Source organism: Hominiventricola aquisgranensis, assembly GCF_040096225.1.
Classification (GTDB): Bacteria; Bacillota; Clostridia; order Lachnospirales; family Lachnospiraceae; genus Hominiventricola; species Hominiventricola aquisgranensis.
This window is the reverse complement of the sequence record NZ_JBBMFC010000020.1, coordinates 25678-48732: the sequence shown is the minus strand read 5'-3', so window position 1 is coordinate 48732 and position 23055 is coordinate 25678. Positions and strand designations below refer to the sequence as shown.

The following is a 23055-nucleotide window of genomic DNA, read 5'->3' as shown; positions in this document are numbered from 1 at the left end:
GTCTCTTTAAGCCTCTCCTTTCAGCCGGGAACGAACCATGCCAATGACCATGTTTCTCTCCTGTTTACGCAGGATCACAAAGAAATTCACCAGCAGTGCCAGCGGTCCCATGACCACACCTGTCAACAATAAGATTATCCAGGAATGGATTGGAACAATCATTCTGGACAGAAGTCCCAGCACAGTAATTGTACCGATGGACGCAAAACCAAGGAAAATATCACTGTAAAACCGATTCCAGCGGATCTCCAGACATCTTGCCGCATAGATCGGTGTAAAGATCATATTCCGGAGAACTCCGGTAAGCATGCTGGACAGAGGAAAACAGGCCACGCCAAGATCTGTCTTTGACAACAGGATCAGTGACAGGAGCGAAGAACAGATTCCTGATCCCAGAACCACCAGAGAGTTCCATTTTACTTTCTTCGTAATAATAAATACATGATAGAGCACCTGAATACTCATACTTACATACAGCACGCCTACTGCCAGCAAAGACAGTCTCTGCAGCATATCAGGATCCTTCGTTGGCTGCCACAGTGCGTAGAAATCTCTTCCATAAGCTGTCAGAAATGCAATGGGAATGCTCATAATAAAAATCAGTATCCGATTGCAGCTCTTGATAATGTCCACCAGCTTTTCCTTGTCACCTTCTGCGTATGCGATGGTGATCTGGGGATTGAAGACACCCACTACCGTGCCCATCAGGCTGGAGATGGCTGTAGGTACCATTTTTGCCAGAGACAGCATGGTCATGGAAGCACTCTCATCCAGGATCAGCGCACCTGACAGAAGAATATCCACACCGTCCAGAAGCTGCTGTCCAAGACGGGTCAGAGAATTCCATGCCCCCAGAGAGATCAGCTCCCACACTTTTTTCCACCGGAAGTCCTGCCGACGCACCGTGATACCTGGCAGAAGCTGTCTCGTATATCTGCGGTTCCAGAACGCTGTGTAGCAGGTACTGATCAGAGATGCTGCACCCACCAGCCACAGAGCCGGTCTCCACAACAGAAATGTTCCAAACAGGAAAATAATTCTTAAAATATCCGCATACATGCTTCGGATGGATGTGAGGTCCAACCGGTTCATGGCGTAAGTGGATACACTGTAAATAGACATGATAATGCTCAGAAAAAAGTTCAAAAATACAAAAGCCCACAAAAGCTGTACATCATGCAGCGCATCCGCCGGAACATGCAGAAACGGCAAGTTCCCCATAAAGATCACGATCACCAGCGCCGGCAACAGAAAAATGCCAGCCATGATCACATTCCCGAAAAATACAGAGGAGAAATACTCTCCTGCCTCTTTTTCCTCTCCACGATGAATGTGGATCGTCACAAAACGGCTTGCCATGGTGTTGAGCGCCGATACTACGATCTGAGCATACAGTACAAACTGATTGGCAAGCGTCACAAATCCGTACGTATTTGCCATCTGCGCCTCAATAATGGGTGCCAGGAAAAAGCTGATCCCCATATTGACTGCAAAAGCCAGAAGCTGGGCAGCCATATTGATTGCCAGTCTTTTTTTATCCATAATCTATCCTCTTTCTTAGGTTAAACCGTCGTCACTTGTTTGATCACGTACATGATCGTCAGAAGCTGGCCGGACACTGCAGCTGCTGCAATTCCCCGGTCGATCCGCGTGGTCAGACTGATCCACCTGCCTCTTGCGGCTGTCAGAAGGATCAGCATAAACGGCAGAAAATATCTTCCCTGCACCCCTTCAATGGAGACATGTCCCATAGGTGTCCACTGGAACAGCATGCCAAGAAGGATGAGCCCCGTGCAGCCCAGACACAGGAAGATCATCCAGAACCGTTCAAAACCGCGGATCCGCACCTGTTTCTCCTGTGTATCCAGCGTTGTCAAGAACAAAAGGAACCAGAACAGCAGAACCACCAACATAGAGGTCTCAATCTCCACCCAGCCAAGCTTATAACCCACCAGTGACTCCAGATAAAATCCAATCTTATCAAAAAATGTATTTGCCATCATATAGACAAATTCCAACGGATCCTTCAGAAAATATCCAATGGTATAACCGGTCAGAAATTCTGTTCCATCTCCGGTGCTGACCACGCTGGTTGCCGCGGTCGTCGTGACGATTCCGTTGACTGTTGTCATATGCTTTCCTGCAAATGCAAGCAGCGGAATGCCTGCCAGCGCCCCCACAGACAGATATTTTTCCCGTTTTCCGGCAAACCGGGCCGCCGGGATCAGTATTGGAAGCAGGCAAAGCGGCACATAGCTTCCATTCTTACAGTACAACAGAAGCAATGCCATCACTTCCAGCAGAAGCATCCGTTGGCCGGTCATCTTCTCTTCCTTGTAAGTAGCTTCCAGGCAAAGGCATCCATAGAGCAGGAGTATCCCATGGGTGATCGCATCATGGGAAAAGGATGTACACTGCTGTAGATTGACCGGTAACATCGCCAGCACAAACAAGGTCATCTGTCCAAATGGCAGATGCTTCATGCCAAACCATGCCAGCAGGGAAAATGCCACCAGATTCAAGTATCTGGCGATCAGCAGCATCGGAACCGTTCCCAGTCCCAGCAGGCGGGCGAACGTCATGCCAAGTACCGCCGGCGCATAGAACAGAAAGCTGCCTTCTATATTACTGTTGATCTCTGTCTCTACCATCCGGTCATCTGTCACTTTAGAGAACAGTCCATAATATACATTTCTGTAATTATGAATGGTCGGCGAGGATGTAAAATCAATGGCCGCATCGTCTGCTCTCATAAGGCAGGTGGTATCTCCCAGAGATTCGTATCCCAGCAACTCGTTGCTGTACCGATAAGCCATATCTATGTGCTTCGCTTCATCCGGCACCATCTGTGGGGTAAGAAGCACATTGTACACCAGTCCCAGGAACAGTACCGTCACTAAAAATACAGTGGTGAGCTTTGTCTTCCGTATAAAAGTCAGATATACAAACAGGCAGGCAAAGGCTTCAGCACCCAGGAATAAAAAGAAGAAAAATTTCTTCAGGAAAATATTAAAATAAAGGTACGCACAGACGCAGGCTCCTTCCTCGCTGGTCATCAGACTTAAGCCCCGGTTCAGAAGCTCCGGCGAAAAAGTAAGTTCGATCTCGTAGTCATGATCTGCCACGCCAGTCTGAGAGTCGTCAAACAGAAGTCCCACATATTCCCCGGAAATAAAGGCAGATGCAGCCACATCTGTCTCACACATGACCTTTCCTGTCGACAGATCTGTCACTCTGGCATGCATGATTCCCTCATCCGTCAATGTGTTATCCGCTTCCACAAAGAACCGCACGCCAAGACCTGTCAGTGAATCCTGTTCTGGATGCACCAGCTGTTGATAATATGCGTTCTCTTCGGTGATTTCCTGTGTCTCCCCATCTGGCTCCAGTATTGTCACCCGCTCTGTTGTATTCTGCGCGATCCGGATCTTCGTATCATAGAGATAGAAGAAGATCAGTGCCACTGCCAGCACGGTACAGCCAAGACCGATCATCTGACATACTCGATTGCATTTTTTCTTTGGCAGCTTTATCTTTTCCTTTTTCACAGGTCGTACAAATCCGCCTGCTCCGTAGACACCGATACCTCCCAGCAGCAGGATCAGTCCGATCAGCATCGGCTTCTGGAACCTGTGTACCATGACGGTATATGTCAGATTGTAGACCAGACTTTTCTCTATAGATCCTCCATCCATCTGTGCCGTTCCCGGATTGACCGTGACCTCATTGAGCCACACAGAAGGTCCTGCCTCAGGCGCGTCAGAAGATATCCGCACTGTCAGAGTCTCCGGACAATGGGAAAACTTCACAAACAAGAACTGATCTGCTTCCATATCTGTAAGTGGAGTAACGGTCTTACCGATCTGCTCCTCCCCGTCGTATGCACAGATCGACAGCTCGCCTTCTGTAAACTGATGTTTATTTATTGTAAAGAAAAATCCAATCTGACTGGCTGTCTCCGAAGGCATGTCCACCTGAAATATCAGCTCATGTCCCTCTGTCAGTTCTTCTGTTGCTGATTTTAAATTGGCCTGATTGGCTCCGGAAAGTCCCAAAGACCGTGCCTCTCTTACCGGGATCGCTGTACCTGTCAGTACCACGGCCAGACAGATCAGCAGCAAGATGGCCGGATATTTTTTCTTGTTCTCCAGATTCCGCATTTTCCACATCCTCATGTAACAACAAAGGCAGGGGATGCTGTTATCCGCAGTTCCCCTGTCTCATCTGTTTTCCTTCTTTTTAATCTGCTTTTTCAAGCTTTACATCCACCGTCAGATCGGAAGGACAGGAAAATCCATCCGGTAATGTGACGGCCACCGGCACCGTATAAGTACCTGCTTTCCTGTAACTGCTCAGATCTGCATGAACCTCCACAGCATCCATGGAAAGGGTCGCCAGATTGTGCTGCATGCCCCGGATCGGGATCTCCAGTGTATGGCTCTCATCCTCGTCCACGGCCAGTCCATCTGGCAGATTGTCATAACTGATCTGCGCCGGTGCAAATGCATAATCCACAGTCTCAAGCTCCTGGATCTCCATAGTCACCACAATACTCTTATCATCTTCCTTCGGAATCTGAATGCCTGTCGGCAGATACTGACTGATATCTACCGTATTCTGCACACTTCCGGTCTTGCCTTCCGGATTCAGTGCTTCCGCCGGGATCTCCAGATTCGAGATAGCGGTCAGTGCTGTCTTCTCTCCGGCAATGGTCACAGTCTCCGGCTTATAGGAAATGGATAACAGCCCATAACCCTCCGGTGCTGCCTGACTCACATCAAAGCTGATGCCTACCAGCTTGGTGCTCAATGTAGTTGCCGTCATTTCAAAATCCCCGTTCTTACCTACATAATCCAGGTAAGTGCCATCAATAGCATCCCCATCACTGTTCTGAATCTTCAGACTACAGCTTCTCACTGCCGTACCGGTAATTCCGGTAATATCTACCTCTGCTACTACCTGTTTGATCTTTTCAACCACCGATTCCGGTCCCGTGATCTCTACCAGAGACTGCTCCGGAACCAGAGAGCCAAGTACCAGTCCGTCACTGGGCTCTCCTGTATATTTGGCAGTTACCTTGAACTGCTCGGTCACCTGTTTCTCAATGCTGACCAGCACATTGCTGCGATCCTGCTCAATCTTCTGAATGCTGCTGGATGGCAGACTTCCCACATAGCTGACTCCGATCTTCACCATGTTGTCATAGAGAAGATCCTTCTTCACATCCGCAGTGGCAGAAAAATCCTCTGCTTTCAGACTCTTTAACACGGAGGAACGGGCATAGACCGTCAGATTCACGGTATCGGTTCCCTCTTCCACCCGAATCGTCTGATCCTGGGACGTCAGCACATCTGTATTGATCAGATTGACCTTCACACCACTGATCTTCTTATAAGACACCGCATCATCAATATTAACCACAACGACCCACAGAAGGACTGCCATGAGCAATGCGAGGATCTTAAACAACAGATTATCAAATATCTTTGCTTTCATTCTTTCCCCGTCCTTTCCAGAGCCTGATCTTGCGGCTGTCATCGGTCTTTGGCTGCAGTGCCTGAAGCTGCTTCTTCAACTGCTCCTGATTAAGATTCCTTAAAAGTCTTCCGCCTCTTGCCACCGATACAGAACCAGTCTCTTCAGACACTACGATAGTCAGAGAATCGCTGACTTCACTGACACCGACTGCCGCCCGGTGTCTGGTTCCCAATGCTTTGCTAAGCGTCATATTATCTGATAACGGCAGATAGCAGGTTGCCGAACGGATCCGGTTGCCTGACATGATCACCGCACCATCATGAAGGGGTGTATTTTTCTCAAAAATGTTCAGGATCAGCTGGCTGGATACCAGAGAATCAATAGAGATCCCCGTTCTCTCATATTCCTGCAGGCTTACTGCCTGTTCCAGAACGATCAATGCTCCTGTCCGTGCTTTTCCCATCTCAAAACAGGCCTTTACCAGTTCTCCGATGGTGCGGTCTGTCAACGTCTCTTCTACTTTCCGGCTGTTGTCAAAAGGCACGATGGATGTCAGCAGGTTATTCTCACCCAGCTGTTCCAGAGCCCGACGAAGTTCCGGCTGAAATACTACAATGACCGCCATAATTCCAAGACTGAAGAAGTTCTTGGCGATCCACAGGATCGTGTTCATATGGAACACATATGCCAGGATCAGCAATGCAAACAGAACCGCAGATCCTTTCATCAGACTCCAGGCACGGGTTGATTTGATCCATATCATCACATGATAAATAATGAATGCCAATATAAGAATCTCGACCACATCTGACCAAGTAATATTCAATGCCGCCATGGACATATACTGATCCATCCATTCTGGTATCATCTCTTCACAACCTTTCTGTCTGTTTTTCCTCTTATACTTTGCTTAGTGACGCTTCCGCTGACCGGTGCGGTGTCTGGTGTTGATCCTCTTCACCTGCTTATCCGAAACCGCAATCGACATCTTCGGAACAGCTTTCACATAATAATAATATTCGTCATCTTCAAACTGCGCATACTCTGTTCTGGAATAGTCCACGCTGAATACGAAGAACTCCACAGCCATGGCGATCACGATGGACACCAGCGTACCAAGGATCAGCTGAATGATCGGCACTTTCACCTGCATCACAAGTGCTCCTACCAGGAACAGGACTATATTCGTCACCGCTCCGGCTCCGATCGCAATATGCCATGCATGATCTGCGCTCAGGCGATGGATCGCATAGACGATCATCAGGACAACGGCAAATACCAGCACTGTCAGGATCACTGTCTTGTTATTCAGCACATTTTCCACCAGATAACTAAGTCTGGAAGTCATCTGTTCGGTCTCCGAGCTTGCCAGCATGGCCTCATTGTTCTTCATGTAATAAATCAAATAATAAAAAACCGTTCCGCAGGCTACCGGCACCACACAGGCCGGTCCGCCAAGCAGTCCCATGGTCAGCGGAACCGCATATGGAATCTTCAGTAAAAATGCTATGGGCGTCAGCACCAGTACATATCCGTATTTTGGCGATACCCTGAAATACAGAATATACATAACCGCCAGAAGCCCGGCTGCCATGGCGAATACTTCCAGTGACAGTGCATATGCATGGGCACACACTAAAAGTCCTGCAAATACAGCAATCATATTGACCGGAAGGAAAGAACACAAAAGTGCCAGCAATAAAGACACCGCCGGTCCCGATAGCTTCTGCATAAATCCGATCTGTTCGTTGATCATGAAAAAGGCAAACAATGCCAGTAAAAATTTTAACGCAGGCTTCAGATATACATCATATTTTCCGTAAAAGATCTTCAGCCGCTGCTTCATCTCAAGTAGTTCCGTCATGGTCCATTTCCTCCGTCAGAGATCCAGCATCCTTCATTTTTTCCTCTTTTGCATAGACCTCAGAGATTTTTTGAAGCGTATGGGAATATGCTCCCACACTCTTTTTAGCCGCCTGATAGCGGAACAAATAGACTCCATAGAGGAATCCTAAGTATATGACCATTGCTGCCACATACAGTCCAACGATCGTAGTTGCAAATCCCTTAAGATCCATATTATGAAGATTTTCCATTAAGTATTCCATTTTGCAGAAGACCCATAATGCCAGCATGGCAGCAAAACCGACCGTTCCCCAGAACCAGCCGAGCAGAAGTCTGACGCTGATATAGTCATGTCTGTAGTAGTCGGCGATCTTCATCTGTTTCTTGCCTTCTCCATTCTCATAGAGGGAGGCATGTGTCATTAAAATGACCTTCTCTTCATTAATCATACTACTGTCTCCACCTCATATAGACTATAGTATAACACAATTAACTTCCTCTTCCAACACAAATGCATAAAAAATATACAGTCTGTGCACCATTTTCCAGCAATACCCTTGCCGCTTCGTCAATCGTGCTGCCGGTGGTATAAATGTCATCTACTAATATGATTGTCTTAGGGGGAATGGATCCTTTTCTGACAGAAAAGGCATTTTTAAGATTTGATACACGTTCTTGATCGTTCAACTGCTTCTGCGCTCTGGTTTTCTTGCTGCGGATCAATATTTTACGTTCCACGGGAATCCCCATCCATCGTGACAGTTCCTCTGCCAGCACCTCTGCCTGATTAAACCCCCGCTTCCGTCTGCGGGATGGATGCAGCGGAATAGGAACCAGTGCCTGTGCTTGCCAGAGTGCGGCTTCTCTTCCACAGCTTCTTACGATCTCTTCTGCGTAAAATGCAGCATATTCCCGTCTGCCTTCATACTTGAATTTTGCTATGGAGCGGCGCATCCTCTCATCGTATATAAATGCTGCCCGTCCCTGCCGGTACTCATGATGCTTTCTGGTACAGTCCTGACAATATTCCCGCTCTTCTTCCAGAAGCGGTTTGCCACACTTCCTGCAGGCAGGCTGCCGTACAAGGGGAAGCTTTGTTCTGCAGATCCTGCAGACAAGCTCCCCCTTGTCCTCTACCACGTCATGGCACACCGGACATCTTTTTGGATATAAAAGTCCTATTAAAATTTCTTTTATTCGCATCCTTCCACCTCTCTGATCCGGTCATACAGTCCACTGTACCTGGTCTGCTCGCTGGCATTGTCGATCATCTGTGCAAACGTCTCCGGACTTCCCACCAGTGTCACACAAGAGCGTGCTCTTGTAACTGCTGTATACAGAAGATTTCGGTTCATAAGCATCCGCGGCCCTGTAAGCAGCGGGATCACCACTGCAGGGTACTCACTTCCCTGGGACTTATGGATCGTCACCGCATAGGCAAGCTCCAGTTCTTCCAGCATCTGGAAGCTGTAGGTGACTGTGCGGTAATCGTCAAACAGCACTTCCATGGTCTCTGCCAGAAGGTCGATCTGCTGCACGATTCCCATATCTCCATTGAAAATACCCGTTCCTTTGTCGATGGCGATTCCATAGCGGTTCCTTGCTTCCCACTCGATCTGATAGTTATTCTTGATCTGCATAACCTTATCGCCTTCGCGGAACCGCCCTCTGGCAGTCTCCTTTTCATTTTTCTCAGGAGATGGCGGGTTGAGATATCTCTGAAGCATCTCGTTCAGGTTCTCCACTCCCAGGCTTCCTTTTCGCATAGGCGTCAGTACCTGAATATCTGTAGGTCTTGCATCCACATATCTGGGCATCTTCTCCTGCACAAGAGCAAGCACAACGCGTAGAATGACATTGGGCTCCTGCCGCTGCAAAAAGAAGAAATCCCGGCTTTTGTTATCCAATGTCACATGCTCGCCCCGGTTGATCTTGTGGGCATTCACAATAATATCGCTCTGGCTTGCCTGACGGAAGATCCTGGTCAGCTGTACTACCGGACAGCTTCCGGCTCTGATAATGTCCTTCAGCACACAGCCCGGACCGACACTTGGCAGCTGGTTGATATCACCCACCAGGATCAGTCTGGTTCCCACACTGACAGCTTTCAGCAAGGCATTCATCAGGAAAATGTCTACCATGGACATTTCATCAATGATGATCACATCCGCTTCCAGCGGATTTTCTTCATTCCGTTCAAAGGAGGCTGTGCTGCGGTCGTCAGAAGGCACCCCAGACAGCTCCAGAAGCCGGTGGATCGTCACTGCCTCCCAGCCGGTGGCTTCCGTCATCCGCTTGGCTGCGCGGCCTGTAGGTGCCGCCAGAAGGATCTCCATATCCTCCGTCTCAAAATACCGGATAATGGCATTGATCGTGGTCGTCTTACCGGTACCAGGTCCTCCCGTGATGACCAGCACACCATTTTTCACTGCTTCCACCACTGCTTTTCGCTGCATCTCATCCAGAGTGATCGATGCCTGCTTCTCCACTTTAGAAAGCTTTTTCACGATCTGGCTTTCTTCCATCTCACATTCCAGATTCAGATCATGCAGCATCTTGGCTACGTTCAGCTCCATATAGTAATACTGTCCATACCAGACCATGACTTTTCCATTCTGCTCTTTCATGACCAGCTTCCGATCCATACAAAGATTCATGAGCTGAGTCTCCATCTGCTCTTCCTCCACGCCCAGAAGTGCAGATGCTCTGTGCAGCAGATCCTCCTTTGGAAGACAGGTATGTCCCTCTCCGGTGGCCTGTAACAACACATAGAGCAGACCGCTGCGGATTCGATAATCGGAATCTGTATGAATGCCGATCCGGCTGGCGATCTCATCTGCAATCTTGAATCCTATGCCGGAAATATCATCAGCCAGACGATACGGATTCTCCTCCACTACCTGATAGGTCCGGTTGCCATACTGCTGATAGATCTTCACCGCCAGCGGCACTGAAATCCCATACTGGGTCAGGAACATCATGGCCTGACGCAGATCCTTCTTCTCTTCCATCTGGGCAGAGATCTCTATGGCTTTCTTCTCGCTGATTCCTTTGACTTCTGCCAGGCGCTCCGGTTCTTCTTCAATAATGCGGAAAGTATCCCCTTTGAATCTGCGGACAATACGCGCCGCCATGGCAGCTCCGATCCCTTTGATAGCTCCGCTTCCCAGATATCTCTCCATGGCTGTCTCGTCTTCCGGTGCCAGCAGCTCATACTGTTCCACCTGAAGCTGCTCTCCATATAACGGATGTTCTTTCATATATCCGCTGACCTGTACCAGTTCCCCTTCTGCAAGCACAGAAAAAAGTCCCACACAGGTCAGTTCTTCTTCCTCACTGACCAGCTGGAACACCGTATACCCATTGTCATTGTTGCGGAACACAATGTGCTCCACATATCCCTTTCGTACTTCCATCCCCGCTCCTGTCATGGATTTTGTGTGAAAAGGACATGGCGCACTGCCATGTCCTTGATAGACGGTATGTGATTCAACATTCAGAACCACATTCACATGGTTCTGAATTACTTACAGTTTTTTTCTTTCCTCTTCTCTGTGGCCGGACAGGAACTCTACGAACTTACCTGTTCCTACAGCTACACACTGCATTGGATCCTCTGCGGTCATAGTGTTGATACCAGTCTTGGACTCCAGCAGCTCTTCCAGTCCGCGAAGCAGTGCTCCACCTCCGGTCAGAACGATACCGCGTTCTGCAATATCTGCAGTCAGCTCTGGTGGTGTACGCTCCAGTACGCTGTGTACAGCTTCCACGATCTGTGCAGTTGCCTCTTTGAGAGCTTCCTCTGTCTCCTCAGAAGAAACAGTTACCGTCTTCGGAAGACCAGTCACCAGGTTACGTCCACGGACATCCAGAGTCTTCGGCTCTGTTCCCGGATAACAGCTTCCTACTTTGATCTTAATATCCTCTGCGGTTCTCTCACCGATCAGAAGATTATGTTTCTTACGCATATAACGTACGATCGCTTCATCAAAATCATCACCGGCGATCTTTACAGATGTGCTGACAACGGTACCGCCCAGAGAGATCACAGCGATATCTGTAGTACCACCACCGATATCCACGATCATATTTCCGCAAGGTCTGGAAATATCAATACCGGCCCCGATAGCTGCTGCGATCGGCTCCTCAATAATAAATACTTCTCTTGCGCCTGCCTGATAAGTAGCATCCTCAACTGCCTTCTTCTCTACCTCAGTAACACCGCTCGGTACGCAGACAGCGATCTTCGGCTTACGGAACGTCTTCTTTCCAACTGCCTTCTTAATAAAATGATCCAGCATCTTTTCCGTTACTGTGAAATCAGAGATCACTCCCTGACGCAGAGGACGGACTGCCACGATATTGCCCGGTGTACGGCCAAGCATCAGACGCGCTTCCTCTCCGATCGCTTTAATTCTATTTGTATCTCTGTCGAATGCAACGACAGACGGCTCTTTCAGTACAACGCCCTTTCCTTTGATGTAAACAAGGATGCTGGCTGTTCCTAAGTCAATTCCAATATCAGTTCCTGCCATATACGTTTCCCCTTTCGTTCTTTTCCTAAACAAGTCTATCTGAAATAATGCATCTTATTTTGTCCTGTGTCAAGGCTCATGTTATGATTATACCCAATTTTTTTCAAATTGAAAAGGATTTTTTACCGAAGCTCCGCAATTCTGGACACTCCTACGTAGATCTCTGAGATTTTGTACCAGGTCCGATAGTCAACAATGCCAGTTACAGGCAATCCAAATATCGACTGAAATTTCTCCACAGCCGCCTGTGTAGCCGGTCCATAGATACCGTCTGTATCCACCCGGGGCAATGCCGGATATGCCTCTGCAATCACATTGAGCTGTTCCTGCATCTGCAGAACCTTGCTTCCGCTGGAGCCCACACTCAGATCATATCCCGGCCAGGAGGACGGAACACCGGAGATCTCCACTGCTGTATTGATATAGATGCTCTCTCCATAATAATACCGCAGAATCTCAATCGTAGAATATCCCTGCTCTCCCAGACTCTGAGAACCCCACTGCGTCATCCAACCCGGGCAGGATACCTGCCGTCCATCACAATATTGGGTCAGGATCGGCTGTTTCACATTAGGCCGTGACAGATAATTTCCAAATACCTCATCTACAATATTGGAAATATTCTGGTAAATATTTCTTCCATAGATCCATTTCTGGTCAAAAGCAGTAGAAGAAGTGATCGTGAAGTCATAGCCACGATTGCGATACCATTCCGTATAAACTCTGTTAAGCACAAATGACATGATTGCCAGCACATTGGCCCGGATGGCCGCATCTGTCCAGGTAGCATAGATCTCACTGGATGCCACATTTTTAATATAATCCCGGTAACGCACCCAATAATTACGGGCACTGGAATCCGACGGGGCGCCGTCATGGACGATAACATACTCTGGAATCACCACCCGGCTTAAGACGATCTCTCCTGACTCAGTCATCGGCTTGATCTCTGACTCTGCGATCTTGGGTGGATAGTTACCGAACAACGTGTGAGGTCCTATCACAATCCTGTCAAACTCCCCGGTCTGCACGGATCTCTTCATCAGAATCTCCTGAATGGCTGTCTCGTCAGGCAGGATCTCTGTCCCAGCCACCTCTGTTGGTTCATAGCCATCTGCATTTACCCGAATGGTATACTCCGCATAAGGCTGTTGCTCAGAGATAGATGTACTGTAATCACGGTTTGGTGCCGGAAGGGTGATTATCTCTGTCATTCCAGATTCATCAGTCACCGCATCACGCTCTTCTCCATCAGGCTCTCCTTCATAGGTGATGTGGATTTGTGCACCTCCGATTGGACGGCGTGTCCGCTCCTCCATCAGGCGCACCTGAAGCTGCCCCGTCTCTGCCGGAAGGCGCGGCGTATTCGTAAATTCTGTTTCTGCCATATAAAAACCTCGTTTCTACATTGATCCTGTGGGACAGGCTCCTCTGTACCCACTTTCTACCAATATATGAACGAGGCTTGTATATATTCCTTATATATTCCTTATTTCTCAGAACTATCTTCGTTTTCTGACGAAACATTTTCTGATAAATCCTGCTCTGACGAACCCGGCTGTTTATCAAACTCGCTGACACCATTCTTTGCCAGTAAGATCAACTGCCGAATGCCAAATATCATTATGCCTGCCCCGCCTGCTGCAAACAGCACCATAGCCGCCAGACTGACTGTATAAGATAAGCCCGTGCTTTCAGACAGTCTGCCAAATAACTGATATGCCAGATACAGAAGGTATCCGCCCGCCGCCACATAGATGGCGGTCCTTGTCATTTTTTTTGTATCCTGATCCATTTTTCTACTCCTGTTCTTCCGGTACCTCTTCCAGCTTCGTGTAAGGCTGCCGGATATATTTTCCATCTTCCAGTCCCAGATCATCAAGAGGCAGTCCCCTTGCCAGACAGAATGCCAGATCAAACATCTTTTCTGCCTGTCCTTCCTTATCATTATAGACTGTTCCTCTGATCTCACCGTTCTTAAGCGCCGCAAGGCCCACGTCTGTTCCATCGATTCCAAGGATCACCGGCCATTCTGCCTGATCGATGCCTGCCGCTTTCATGGCATCCACAGCACCCAGTGCCATATCATCGTTGTTAGACAGCACCAGTTCGATCTGATCCCCGTATTCCGTCAGAAGCTGACTCATTTTGGTATTTGCCTGTGCACGGTTCCAATTTGCGATGGCATAACCCAGCTTTTCCACTGGCACGCCCTGATCCGTAATTGTACTGACAGCATACTCTGTCCGAACAATGGCATCCTGATGATCTGCTTCTCCTTCCAGCACAATGTACTGGAACACACCATCTCCATTCTTGTCCGCCGCAGGATCGTTTTTGAAGATATCTACAGCTATCTCCCCCTGCATAATTCCTGATTCAAATGCCTTAGCTCCCACATAATAGAGCTTATCCCATCGTTCCAGATCCTGTTCCACCAGTTCTCTGTTAAAGAAGATCACCGGCACATCCTTCTTCTCCGCCATATCAATGATCGTTACCGGTTCTGTACGGTCCACCAGGTTGACACAAATAATATCACACCCATCTTCCAACATGGTTTTCACCTGATTGTTCTGTGTGGTCTGACTGGCTGCCGCATTGTAAACATCAATATTAACCGACACATTCGAATCCATGGAAGCAGACACTTCACTGGCATATTCATTAAAATGATTGATCATTTCCGAAACAAATGTATCATACTGATCATAGACACTGACACCGATCCTGATGCTGGTGACCTGTCCTCCACCTGTATTTCCACAGCCTGAGGCTTCTACTGCCAGCAGACAGGCAAGTCCTGCTATCGTCATTTTCTTCGCAAACATTTTATCCCCCCTACTGTACGATTGGGAACAGGATCTTCTGATTTTCGGCATCATAAAGATGTTCTCTGTCCACCATCAAATATCCTGTCGTCACATTTCTCATTTCCGCTGTATGATACTCCAGCTTTGTCGCCAGCTCTTTCACGCTCTGATACCCCATGTGAAATTCATTTGGAACCAGCAGTGCCTGAATTCTCCCTTTATCAAGCTCATAGACAACCTTTTCTGAGTTACCCACTCCATACAAGACACAGTTATTGACAGATATCTGATTCTCCTGCATATAATCCACTGCCCGCTCAGTCTCACTGTTTTCCAGTGCGATCACAATATCAGCTCCCAGATTCCATTTTTCTTCAAATAGTTTCTTGTCTGGATTCCGACCCATCTCTGCCAGCTTCCACTGAATCTTTGCTCCCGCTTTCAGAAGCGTCTCCTCCAACCCATCCAGTCGTTGTCTCAGAGCGATCTGACCAGTGTTTCCACAGAGAATACCGATTGTCTTTCCCGTCAGATTTTCTCCGAAATCCTGGCAGATCCGTTCAGCCAGTGCACTGCCCAGTTCCTTGTTGTCCGGGCCAACCGTCTGATAATATTCTTCCGGGGTAATATCCGTCTCCAGCAGTACACATTTTTCTCTTGGCAGCCTGGCTTCTATCCCTTCATAGACACCTTCACTTGCATACATCTGAATGATCATGCCATCCACACCCGATTCCAGTTCTTTGTATATGATCTCCAGTTCGTTTTGCTTTCCCCAGAATTCTCCAGTAGCTACATAGTTCAGACGTATATTGTAGTCTCTGGCTGCAGCTTCAGCTCCTTCTCTCAGAGACGTCCACCGGCTGTCACTGCTGTTGTTTACAATTACAGACACCGTATAACTGTTCTTTTCTTCCTTTCGCCCAACTGTCATGATCAATCCAGCCACAGCTGCTATCAGAAGCGAAAACAGCAGCAGATACCATATTTCTTTACTTCTTCTCATCTGCTGTTCCCTCCTCCGGTCTGTTCGTCCGCTTTCCATCCAGATATTCCAGGATCTCCGGTGAATATTCGATATACGGAAGTCGAATTCTTACCATCGTTCCTTCATCCGGCTCGCTCTCGATTTCCAGCCCGTATTTTTTTCCAAAACGGATCTGTATTCGTTTATGTACATTGATCACGCCTACACCGGAACCTTTCCTTGGTACTCTGCTGTTTTCTTTTAACAGAGAATCCAGTATTTCCTCAGACATGCCAAGACCATTATCTCTGACCTCGATACATACGTCATCGCCATCCCTGTAACCACGTACCCAGATTTCTCCTTCATCATCCATCCCTTCCACGCCGTAGTAGATAGCATTTTCAAGAAGAGGCTGTACGATCAGCTTCACAGTACAACAGTTCAGAATCTCTTCATCAATCTGAAAATCCACATGGAACCGATTCTTATACCGGATCTTCTGAATATTCATGTAGTTGGTAGCATGCTTGATTTCATCCTCCACACGGATGATCGTCCGTCCTTTGCTAAGACTGATGCGAAACAGGCTGGCAAGCTGAGAGATCATAAACACAGCATCTTCATAACGTTCTCCCTCGATCATCCAGGTAATAGACTCCAATGTATTATAAAGGAAATGCGGATTGATCTGAGACTGTAGTGCATCCAGCTCACTTTTTCGCTTCTCCTCTTGTTCCAGAAGCACGTCATCCATCAGTTTCCGGATCTGCTCCACTGTGGATTTCAATGTTCGTCCCAGATGCTCGACCTCCGTAAATCCGCCAATATAAATATCCGGATTCATATTACCTGCTTCCCATTCCTTCACAGACTCATTGAGCTTTTCCAACGGACTTGCCACACTGGAAGATACCATCTGGTTTACAAAAATAATGAGCAGCATGGATATGATCAGCAACATCACGAAAAACAGCCTTGTCTCATACATACCCATATTAAAGACACTGTTTGGAATCACACTGACAATCTTCCATCCTGTATAACTGACTGTCTTCACCGTCACCAGCCGGTTCTCACTCCCAAAATCCTCCTTATGGCTTCCATCATCCCAGGCAGCAATTTCTTCATTATTTTCTTCATAAAGTCCTGCATAGATCAGCTTCTGTTTGGGATGATAGATAATCTCACCATTTCCATCCATCAGATACACATACTCTTCATCGATTCCGGTATTTGCTTTTTCCAGTAACTGTTCAATACTGGAATAATTCATATCGACCAGAAGAACACCAAGTTCAGAATCTCCACTCTTGGTCAGTTCTACCGCACGGCTTAAGGAGATTACCCAGTGATATCTATAATTGGCATCGTCAAACAGATTCTGTACATGCGGTGTGGAAAAATGAAAATTTTCCATCTTTCCCACTGCTTCCCGGAACCATTCCTGCTCTGTCACGTCTACATCTTCTTTTTCTCCGGCAACCGGCACTGCCTCTACCAGATTACCATTGCTGGTATAACAGGCAATACTGACTAAATTTTCTTTATTGGCATCATACAGAAGATTCATCTCCTGCACCATATCCTCCGATGCCAGATCCTTATCCTTGATCACAGAATAATACATGGTATCCGAGATCCGACGCATATTTTTAAGATAACTTTCCAGATTGGTCGCTGTCTGATCCAGAAGCTGCACTGCATTTTCAGACATCATTGCTTCCATTCGGTTAGTGAACAGATGGTACATGGTAATACCGAAAGCTCCCATGGCAAATAGAGCGACAACCGTAAAGGATATGGCGATTCCCACCTGGATCGATATTGATTTTTTCTTGAGACTTAAGAATTCTGTCAGTTTCTTCACTTCTTCTCCAGTCTGTCCGAACGATATCTGGACGGGGATACGCCAAACTGCTTCTTAAATACATAGCTGAAATAATTGGCTTCCGAGTATCCCACTTTTTCAGCAATCACATAGGTCTTATCATTGCCTGTCATCAGAAGGTTCACCGCCTGCTCCATCCGATAATCTGTCAGATATCTCACAAATGTCTTTCCCGTCTCTTTCTTAAAAATCGTGGAGAAATAGGCAGCACTTACATTTAACTTCTTGCAGATCACTTCCACACTCAGATCCTGATCTGCATAGTTTGTTTTTACATATTCTTCTGCGCTCTGCACAAATGATTTCGTAGAATCCTGTCTCTCATGGAGTACTTCTCTCTGCAGATGTCTGCACAGATCCAGAAGCCACTTCTCCAGTGCCTCTGTGGATTCCATCTGCAGTGCCTGATGATAGGCATCCGTCCCTGTTCCTGATACATTATCAATACTCAGATCATGACCGGCAGCGAAGCGCACCAGTTCGGAGATCAGTTCCATCATAACGATCCGGTAATTCTGCATGGAAAGATGTGCTTCGTTGAGCCACTGAATAAAATCATGAATCGCTTCCTGCAGCACGTTCTCCTCTCCCACACGGATTTTCTTAATGATCCTCTGGATCAGATCTGCATACGCATCCACTCGCTGTAGTTCTGCTGTCTCTCCCGGTTCCACCTCAGAGATACTGATAGATCTGGTATTTCCATAAAGTACTCGATAAGATACTGCCTGCTTGGCGCCCTGATAGGAGAATGGTATCTGCTCCAGACTATCGCACAGATATCCAATGCCTGCAGTCACTCTTGCATTGCAGACCTTTCTCGCCATCCGGCACAGACGGTCCATCTCATCTGTATAAGCGATCAGATCATCCTTCTCCTGCAGCTGTGAGATCATAATAATATCCCCCAGATAGATTACAAAACGGCTGTTCCACCGTTCATCCACCTGCTCCTCTGCATACTTCTTCACTGCCATGGCAAGCAGAAATGGATCTTCCCTCTCTTCCTCCGGCAATGACTGCGTACTGATATGCAAAACTGTCACTACATAGTAAGGAGCTGACAGATTCACCTGATAATCCTTCGCATATTTTCCGATCTGTCTGGCTGCCACACGGCCCTCTAACAATGCCATGTAAAAGCTTTCCTGCAAGACCGGCAGACTTTCCATATAATATTCCCGCAGCTTATCCGTATTCCGCTTCTCATCCCGTTCCCGGTCAAGATCTGCTTTGATCCGCTCAAATACTTCCTTTAATTCACCGGCATTGACAGGTTTGAGCAAATATTCTGCTGCGTCCATCTTGATCGCTTCTTTTGCATATTCAAATTCATCAAATCCAGAAAAAATAATAACCCGGATGGTTCTTGATAATTCTTTTAATTTCCGGCAGAGTGTCAGTCCATCCATGTATGGCATCTTGATATCTGTCATGACAATGTCTGGCTGCAGCTCCTCTGCCAGTTCCAGTGCTTCCACCCCGTTGGCCGCGTGTCCAATGATCTTAAGACCCATTGCTTCCCAGTCCAGTTTTTTTACAATAATCTGGATCACGTCCTCTTCATCATCCACCAGAAGTACCGAATATCTGTTATTTGTGTCCATAAAATCTCCCTTATAACATATGTTCCTGCATATATGAAAATAGCGGCGGGACGCTTATGCGTCCTGCCGCTATCTATTATACTATGTATTTTATTTCTTTGCCACATACTTTCTGATATCCAGAGAGATTGCCACGAAGATAACGATACCGATTGCAATGTACTGTGCATTTGCGTTAACACCCATGTACTGCAGAGCGATCTTCAGAAGCTCGAATACTGCAACACCGACAAATGCGGAGGATACTTTTCCTCGTCCACCGGTAACGGATACACCACCGATAGTACATGCTGCGATTGCCTCCATCTCATAACCATAACCAAGCTGTACGGAAGCACCACCGGATTTTGCACCCAGCATGAATCCTGCAAGACCATACATAGCTGCTGCTTTCATATAGATCAGGATCAGGGTCAGTTTTACCGGAACACCGGCAACCTCTGCTGCCTGCGGATTTCCGCCGATTGCATACATATATTTTCCATGACGGGTCATATTGAAGATGAACCAGGTAATAGCTGCTATAACCAGTGCGATCCATACCAGATAGCTAAGACCAAGGAACTTACCACTACCTACGTTGGTATACTCAGTGGTAAAGCCACCAAGCGGGGTTGCGTTTGTGAACAGCATGTTCAGACCATATACAATCTCCATGGTAGCCAGCGTTGCGATGAACGGCGGTACACTTAAATAAGCAATGAAGAAACCAGTAATGGTTCCAAATACTGCACAGATCAGCATTGCAACCAAAGCTGCCAGGAATACATTCAAAGGCTGCATATCCGGGAAAAATTTTCCGGAATAGTCCATTCTCTGAAGCAGTACACCAGAGATACATCCGCCAAGACCGATCAGACGACCAGCGGAAAGGTCACATCCTGCGGTAATAACGCAGCCTGCGATACCAAGTGCGATTACCAGTCGGAAACTCATGTTGTTTAACAGGTTGTTTAAGTTATTCAAGGTAAAAAAGTTCTGGGTTGTCAGTCCGGCTACAATAACCAGAATGAACATAACAATAATAACACCATTATTGATCAGAAAATCTGTAATCTGTTTCTGCTTTGTCTTTTCCATTCTATTCATCCTCCTTCAGCATCAGAATTGTGTTGCAAACTGCATAACATTTGCCTGAGACATCTCTTCTTTCTCAGTGATCTCACCAGTCAGGCGGCCGTTACACATTACACAGACTCTGTCAGACATACCAAGCAGCTCAGCCATCTCAGAAGAAATCATGATAATTGCTTTTCCCTGTTTTGCCAGGTCATTCATGATCTCATAGATCTCATGCTTTGCTCCTACGTCAATACCACGGGTAGGCTCATCCATGATCAGCACATCCGGGTCATTTGCCAGCCATCTGGATACAATAACTTTCTGCTGGTTACCACCAGACAGGTTTGCAATATGCTCTTTCATGCTGGGAGTCTTGATTCTCAGTTTCTTAATACTATCATCCACAACTGTATTGATCTTCTTGTGGTCAAGCACAAATCCTGCTTTCAAATACTTATTATATACGGAAACACCTACGTTGTCTTTAATAGACAGACATCCGAAGATACCATTTCCACGACGGTCCTCAGTGATCAGACCGATACCTGCGTTCATAGCATCAATAGGGTGCTTAATATTCACTTTCTTTCCATGCATGTAGACCTCACCAGATGCCACACCACGGATTCCAAAAATACCTTCCATCAGCTCGGTTCTCTGAGCTCCGACCAGTCCACCAAATCCAAGGATCTCGCCTTTACGAAGCTTGAAGCTTACGTGCTGGAAAGACTTCGGATGAATGGAACACAGGTCTTTGACTTCAAGAACTACGTCACCAATCTCATTCTCTTTGTCAGGATATACATTGGTCAGCTCACGACCAACCATCTTGGCAATGATCTGCTCTGTGGTCATCTCTGCTGCCGGCCAGGTTCCTACATAACCACCGTCTCGCATGACGGTAATGTCATCTGCAATTCTCTTGATCTCATCCATCTTATGGGAGATATAGATCATTGCTACACCCTTACTTCTCAGATCATTCATAATACGGAACAGGGCATCTACTTCTTTGTCAGACAAAGAAGATGTCGGCTCATCGAAGATTACGACTTTCGCCTGATGAGAGACTGCTTTTGCAATCTCAACAGACTGCATCTGTCCGATAGACAGAGAACCCAGCTGAGCCTTCGGATCGAAATCCATACCAACCTCATCCAGCCACATCTTCGTATCTTCATACATTTTCTTATGATCGATCACTTTCAGCGGACCATAATTCTTGGTAGGAAATCTTCCAAGAAAAAGGTTCTCGCCTACGCTTCTAGCCAGAACCGGCTGAAGCTCCTGATGTACCATGGCAATTCCTTTACTCATAGCATCATCCGGATCCTTAATATCAATTTTTTCTCCATCCAGATAGATCTCTCCAGCATCCATCTTATAGATACCAAACAGACATTTCATCAGAGTGGACTTACCCGCACCATTTTCTCCCATCAGCGCATGGACTGTGCCAGGACGAACTGACAACTGTACATTGTCAAGTGCCTTCACGCCGGGAAAGGACTTGCAGATGCCCTTCAACTCCAGTTTATACTCAGCCATTTTGCTCTCCTTCTTCAATCAGCTTAAAAAATGCGGACGTCGTTGTCCAACGCCCGCACCATTTTCAGAATTAATTATTTAACCATATCAAGAACTTCCTGAGCGTTGTCCTGGGTAACTTTTACATAGTCACAACCAATGTAATGCTCATTTCCAGCTCCGGTCAGGTAGTTGATTGCTGCATCAGCTGCACTGTGGGACTGAGAGAAGTGATCGTTGAATACAGTACCGGTCAGGTTGCCAGCGATAACAGCCTCAAGAGCCTCAGACAGAGCGTCAACACCTACCAGGTAGATATCTTTGCCTACAGTACGTCCTGCGGACTGGATTGCCTGCAGAGCACCCATAGCCATTGCATCGTTGTTACAGAACACAACTTCTACATCATTACCATACTGTCCAAGAGCATTAGCAACGATCTGCTGTGCCTGATCCTGCTGCCAGTTACCAACCTGATCTGTCAGGCAGTTAACTTCAAGTCCAGCATCCTCAAGAGCTTTTACAGAGAACTCGGTACGATACTGAGCATCTACGTTCTCCGGATCACCCTCAACCATGATGTAATCAACTTTACCGTTCTTGTTCAGATCGATAGCATCAAGTCCAAGATCAGCAATGATCTCGCCCTGGAAAGTACCGGACTGACGAGCATCACAACCTACATAGGTAACATCCATGTTCTCATCTGCCCATCTCTGCTCCTCAGCTGCATCCGGCTCACGGTTGATGTATACCAGCGGAATGTTTGCTGCAACTACTTTATCAGTAATGGTTGCTGCGGAAGAAGAGTTAACCGGGTTGACAATCATAACGTCAACACCCTCAGTGATGAAGTTATCGATCTGTCCGGACTGGGTAGCCTGGTCATTAGCACCATCTACGATTTTAATGTTCTCAGCTTTGAATCCCTTGCTCTCCAGATAGCTCTGCAGCTCGGTACGGAACAGGGTCATGAAGTTATCAGAGAACTGATAAATACATACACCAACTTTTTTGTCTGCCAGATCAGCATCTCCAGCTGCATCTGCTGCTGCATCAGCGGTATCTGCTGCTGTGGTATCCTCAGCTGCTTCGGTGGTTTCCTCTGCTGCCGGCTCGGTGGTTGCTGCTTCCTGTTTGTTGCCACATCCTGCGACTACAGAAGCTACCATGGTCAGTGCAAGTACAAGACTTACTGCTTTTCTTTTCATTGTTATTCTACCTCCCAAATGAATGTTGTAACTCTCCGTTACTAATGACAATATACCAGTCAGAAGGAGAAAAAAACATAGAAAATTCTTCTGTCTTTCTTAAAAATTCTACTTTTTCA

At 47.0% G+C, this 23055-nt stretch carries 18 protein-coding genes; all 18 read right to left on the bottom strand.

The genetic code is table 11. The annotated features are described in order from the left end of the window. Positions 1–6: 6 nt before the first annotated feature. Complete coding sequence (locus tag WMO62_RS11405; RefSeq protein WP_349144715.1) at positions 7–1542, bottom strand: lipopolysaccharide biosynthesis protein; 1536 nt, start codon at positions 1540–1542, stop codon at positions 7–9. A gap of 20 nt (positions 1543–1562) precedes the next feature. Next, positions 1563–4160, bottom strand: a complete 2598-nt coding sequence (locus tag WMO62_RS11400; protein WP_349144714.1) for a DUF2142 domain-containing protein — start codon at positions 4158–4160, stop codon at positions 1563–1565. Positions 4161–4239: 79 nt separating this feature from the next. Further along, positions 4240–5496 (bottom strand): CdaR family protein, encoded by a 1257-nt coding sequence (locus WMO62_RS11395; RefSeq protein ID WP_349144713.1) that lies wholly within the window; start codon positions 5494–5496, stop codon positions 4240–4242. Continuing rightward, positions 5477–6346 (bottom strand): diadenylate cyclase CdaA, encoded by an 870-nt coding sequence (cdaA, locus tag WMO62_RS11390; RefSeq protein WP_147601677.1) that lies wholly within the window; start codon positions 6344–6346, stop codon positions 5477–5479. The genes WMO62_RS11395 and cdaA overlap by 20 nt, the downstream gene beginning before the upstream one ends. Positions 6347–6388: 42 nt before the next feature. Continuing rightward, on the bottom strand, positions 6389–7342 hold the full coding sequence (locus WMO62_RS11385; protein ID WP_349144712.1) for a hypothetical protein: 954 nt from the start codon (positions 7340–7342) through the stop codon (positions 6389–6391). Next, positions 7326–7772, bottom strand: a complete 447-nt coding sequence (locus WMO62_RS11380) for a hypothetical protein (protein WP_118627493.1) — start codon at positions 7770–7772, stop codon at positions 7326–7328. Before WMO62_RS11380 ends, WMO62_RS11385 begins: the two co-directional genes overlap by 17 nt. A 40-nt stretch (positions 7773–7812) precedes the next feature. Further along, the gene (locus WMO62_RS11375) at positions 7813–8526 is read right to left on the bottom strand and encodes a ComF family protein (protein ID WP_349144711.1); all 714 of its coding nucleotides are present in this window, start codon (positions 8524–8526) and stop codon (positions 7813–7815) included. Then, positions 8517–10739: an SF1B family DNA helicase RecD2 gene (recD2, locus tag WMO62_RS11370; protein ID WP_349144710.1), complete on the bottom strand. Its 2223-nt coding sequence runs from the start codon at positions 10737–10739 to the stop codon at positions 8517–8519. The genes WMO62_RS11375 and recD2 overlap by 10 nt, the downstream gene beginning before the upstream one ends. A 111-nt stretch (positions 10740–10850) precedes the next feature. After that, on the bottom strand, positions 10851–11858 hold the full coding sequence (locus tag WMO62_RS11365) for a rod shape-determining protein (RefSeq protein ID WP_118627496.1): 1008 nt from the start codon (positions 11856–11858) through the stop codon (positions 10851–10853). A gap of 122 nt (positions 11859–11980) precedes the next feature. After that, positions 11981–13246 carry a peptidoglycan-binding protein gene (locus WMO62_RS11360; RefSeq protein WP_349144709.1) on the bottom strand — a complete coding sequence of 422 codons (1266 nt, stop codon included), beginning with the start codon at positions 13244–13246 and terminating at the stop codon, positions 11981–11983. Between the two features lie 101 nt (positions 13247–13347). Continuing rightward, positions 13348–13653, bottom strand: coding sequence for a hypothetical protein (locus WMO62_RS11355; RefSeq protein WP_349144708.1), 306 nt, complete (start codon positions 13651–13653; stop codon positions 13348–13350). Positions 13654–13657: 4 nt separating this feature from the next. Further along, positions 13658–14689, bottom strand: coding sequence for a galactose ABC transporter substrate-binding protein (locus WMO62_RS11350; protein ID WP_349144707.1), 1032 nt, complete (start codon positions 14687–14689; stop codon positions 13658–13660). A gap of 10 nt (positions 14690–14699) precedes the next feature. Next, entirely contained in the window at positions 14700–15677 is a 978-nt protein-coding gene (locus WMO62_RS11345; protein WP_349144706.1) for a sugar ABC transporter substrate-binding protein, read from the bottom strand. Then, positions 15664–17508, bottom strand: coding sequence for a cache domain-containing sensor histidine kinase (locus WMO62_RS11340; protein WP_349144705.1), 1845 nt, complete (start codon positions 17506–17508; stop codon positions 15664–15666). The genes WMO62_RS11345 and WMO62_RS11340 overlap by 14 nt, the downstream gene beginning before the upstream one ends. Next, positions 17505–19136, bottom strand: a complete 1632-nt coding sequence (locus tag WMO62_RS11335) for a response regulator transcription factor (protein WP_349144704.1) — start codon at positions 19134–19136, stop codon at positions 17505–17507. Before WMO62_RS11335 ends, WMO62_RS11340 begins: the two co-directional genes overlap by 4 nt. Positions 19137–19226: 90 nt before the next feature. Then, positions 19227–20216 carry a galactose/methyl galactoside ABC transporter permease MglC gene (locus WMO62_RS11330; protein ID WP_349144703.1) on the bottom strand — a complete coding sequence of 330 codons (990 nt, stop codon included), beginning with the start codon at positions 20214–20216 and terminating at the stop codon, positions 19227–19229. A gap of 21 nt (positions 20217–20237) precedes the next feature. After that, the gene (locus tag WMO62_RS11325; RefSeq protein ID WP_349144702.1) at positions 20238–21746 is read right to left on the bottom strand and encodes a sugar ABC transporter ATP-binding protein; all 1509 of its coding nucleotides are present in this window, start codon (positions 21744–21746) and stop codon (positions 20238–20240) included. Positions 21747–21820: 74 nt separating this feature from the next. Then, positions 21821–22936 carry a galactose ABC transporter substrate-binding protein gene (locus WMO62_RS11320; protein ID WP_349144701.1) on the bottom strand — a complete coding sequence of 372 codons (1116 nt, stop codon included), beginning with the start codon at positions 22934–22936 and terminating at the stop codon, positions 21821–21823. Positions 22937–23055: the final 119 nt, after the last annotated feature.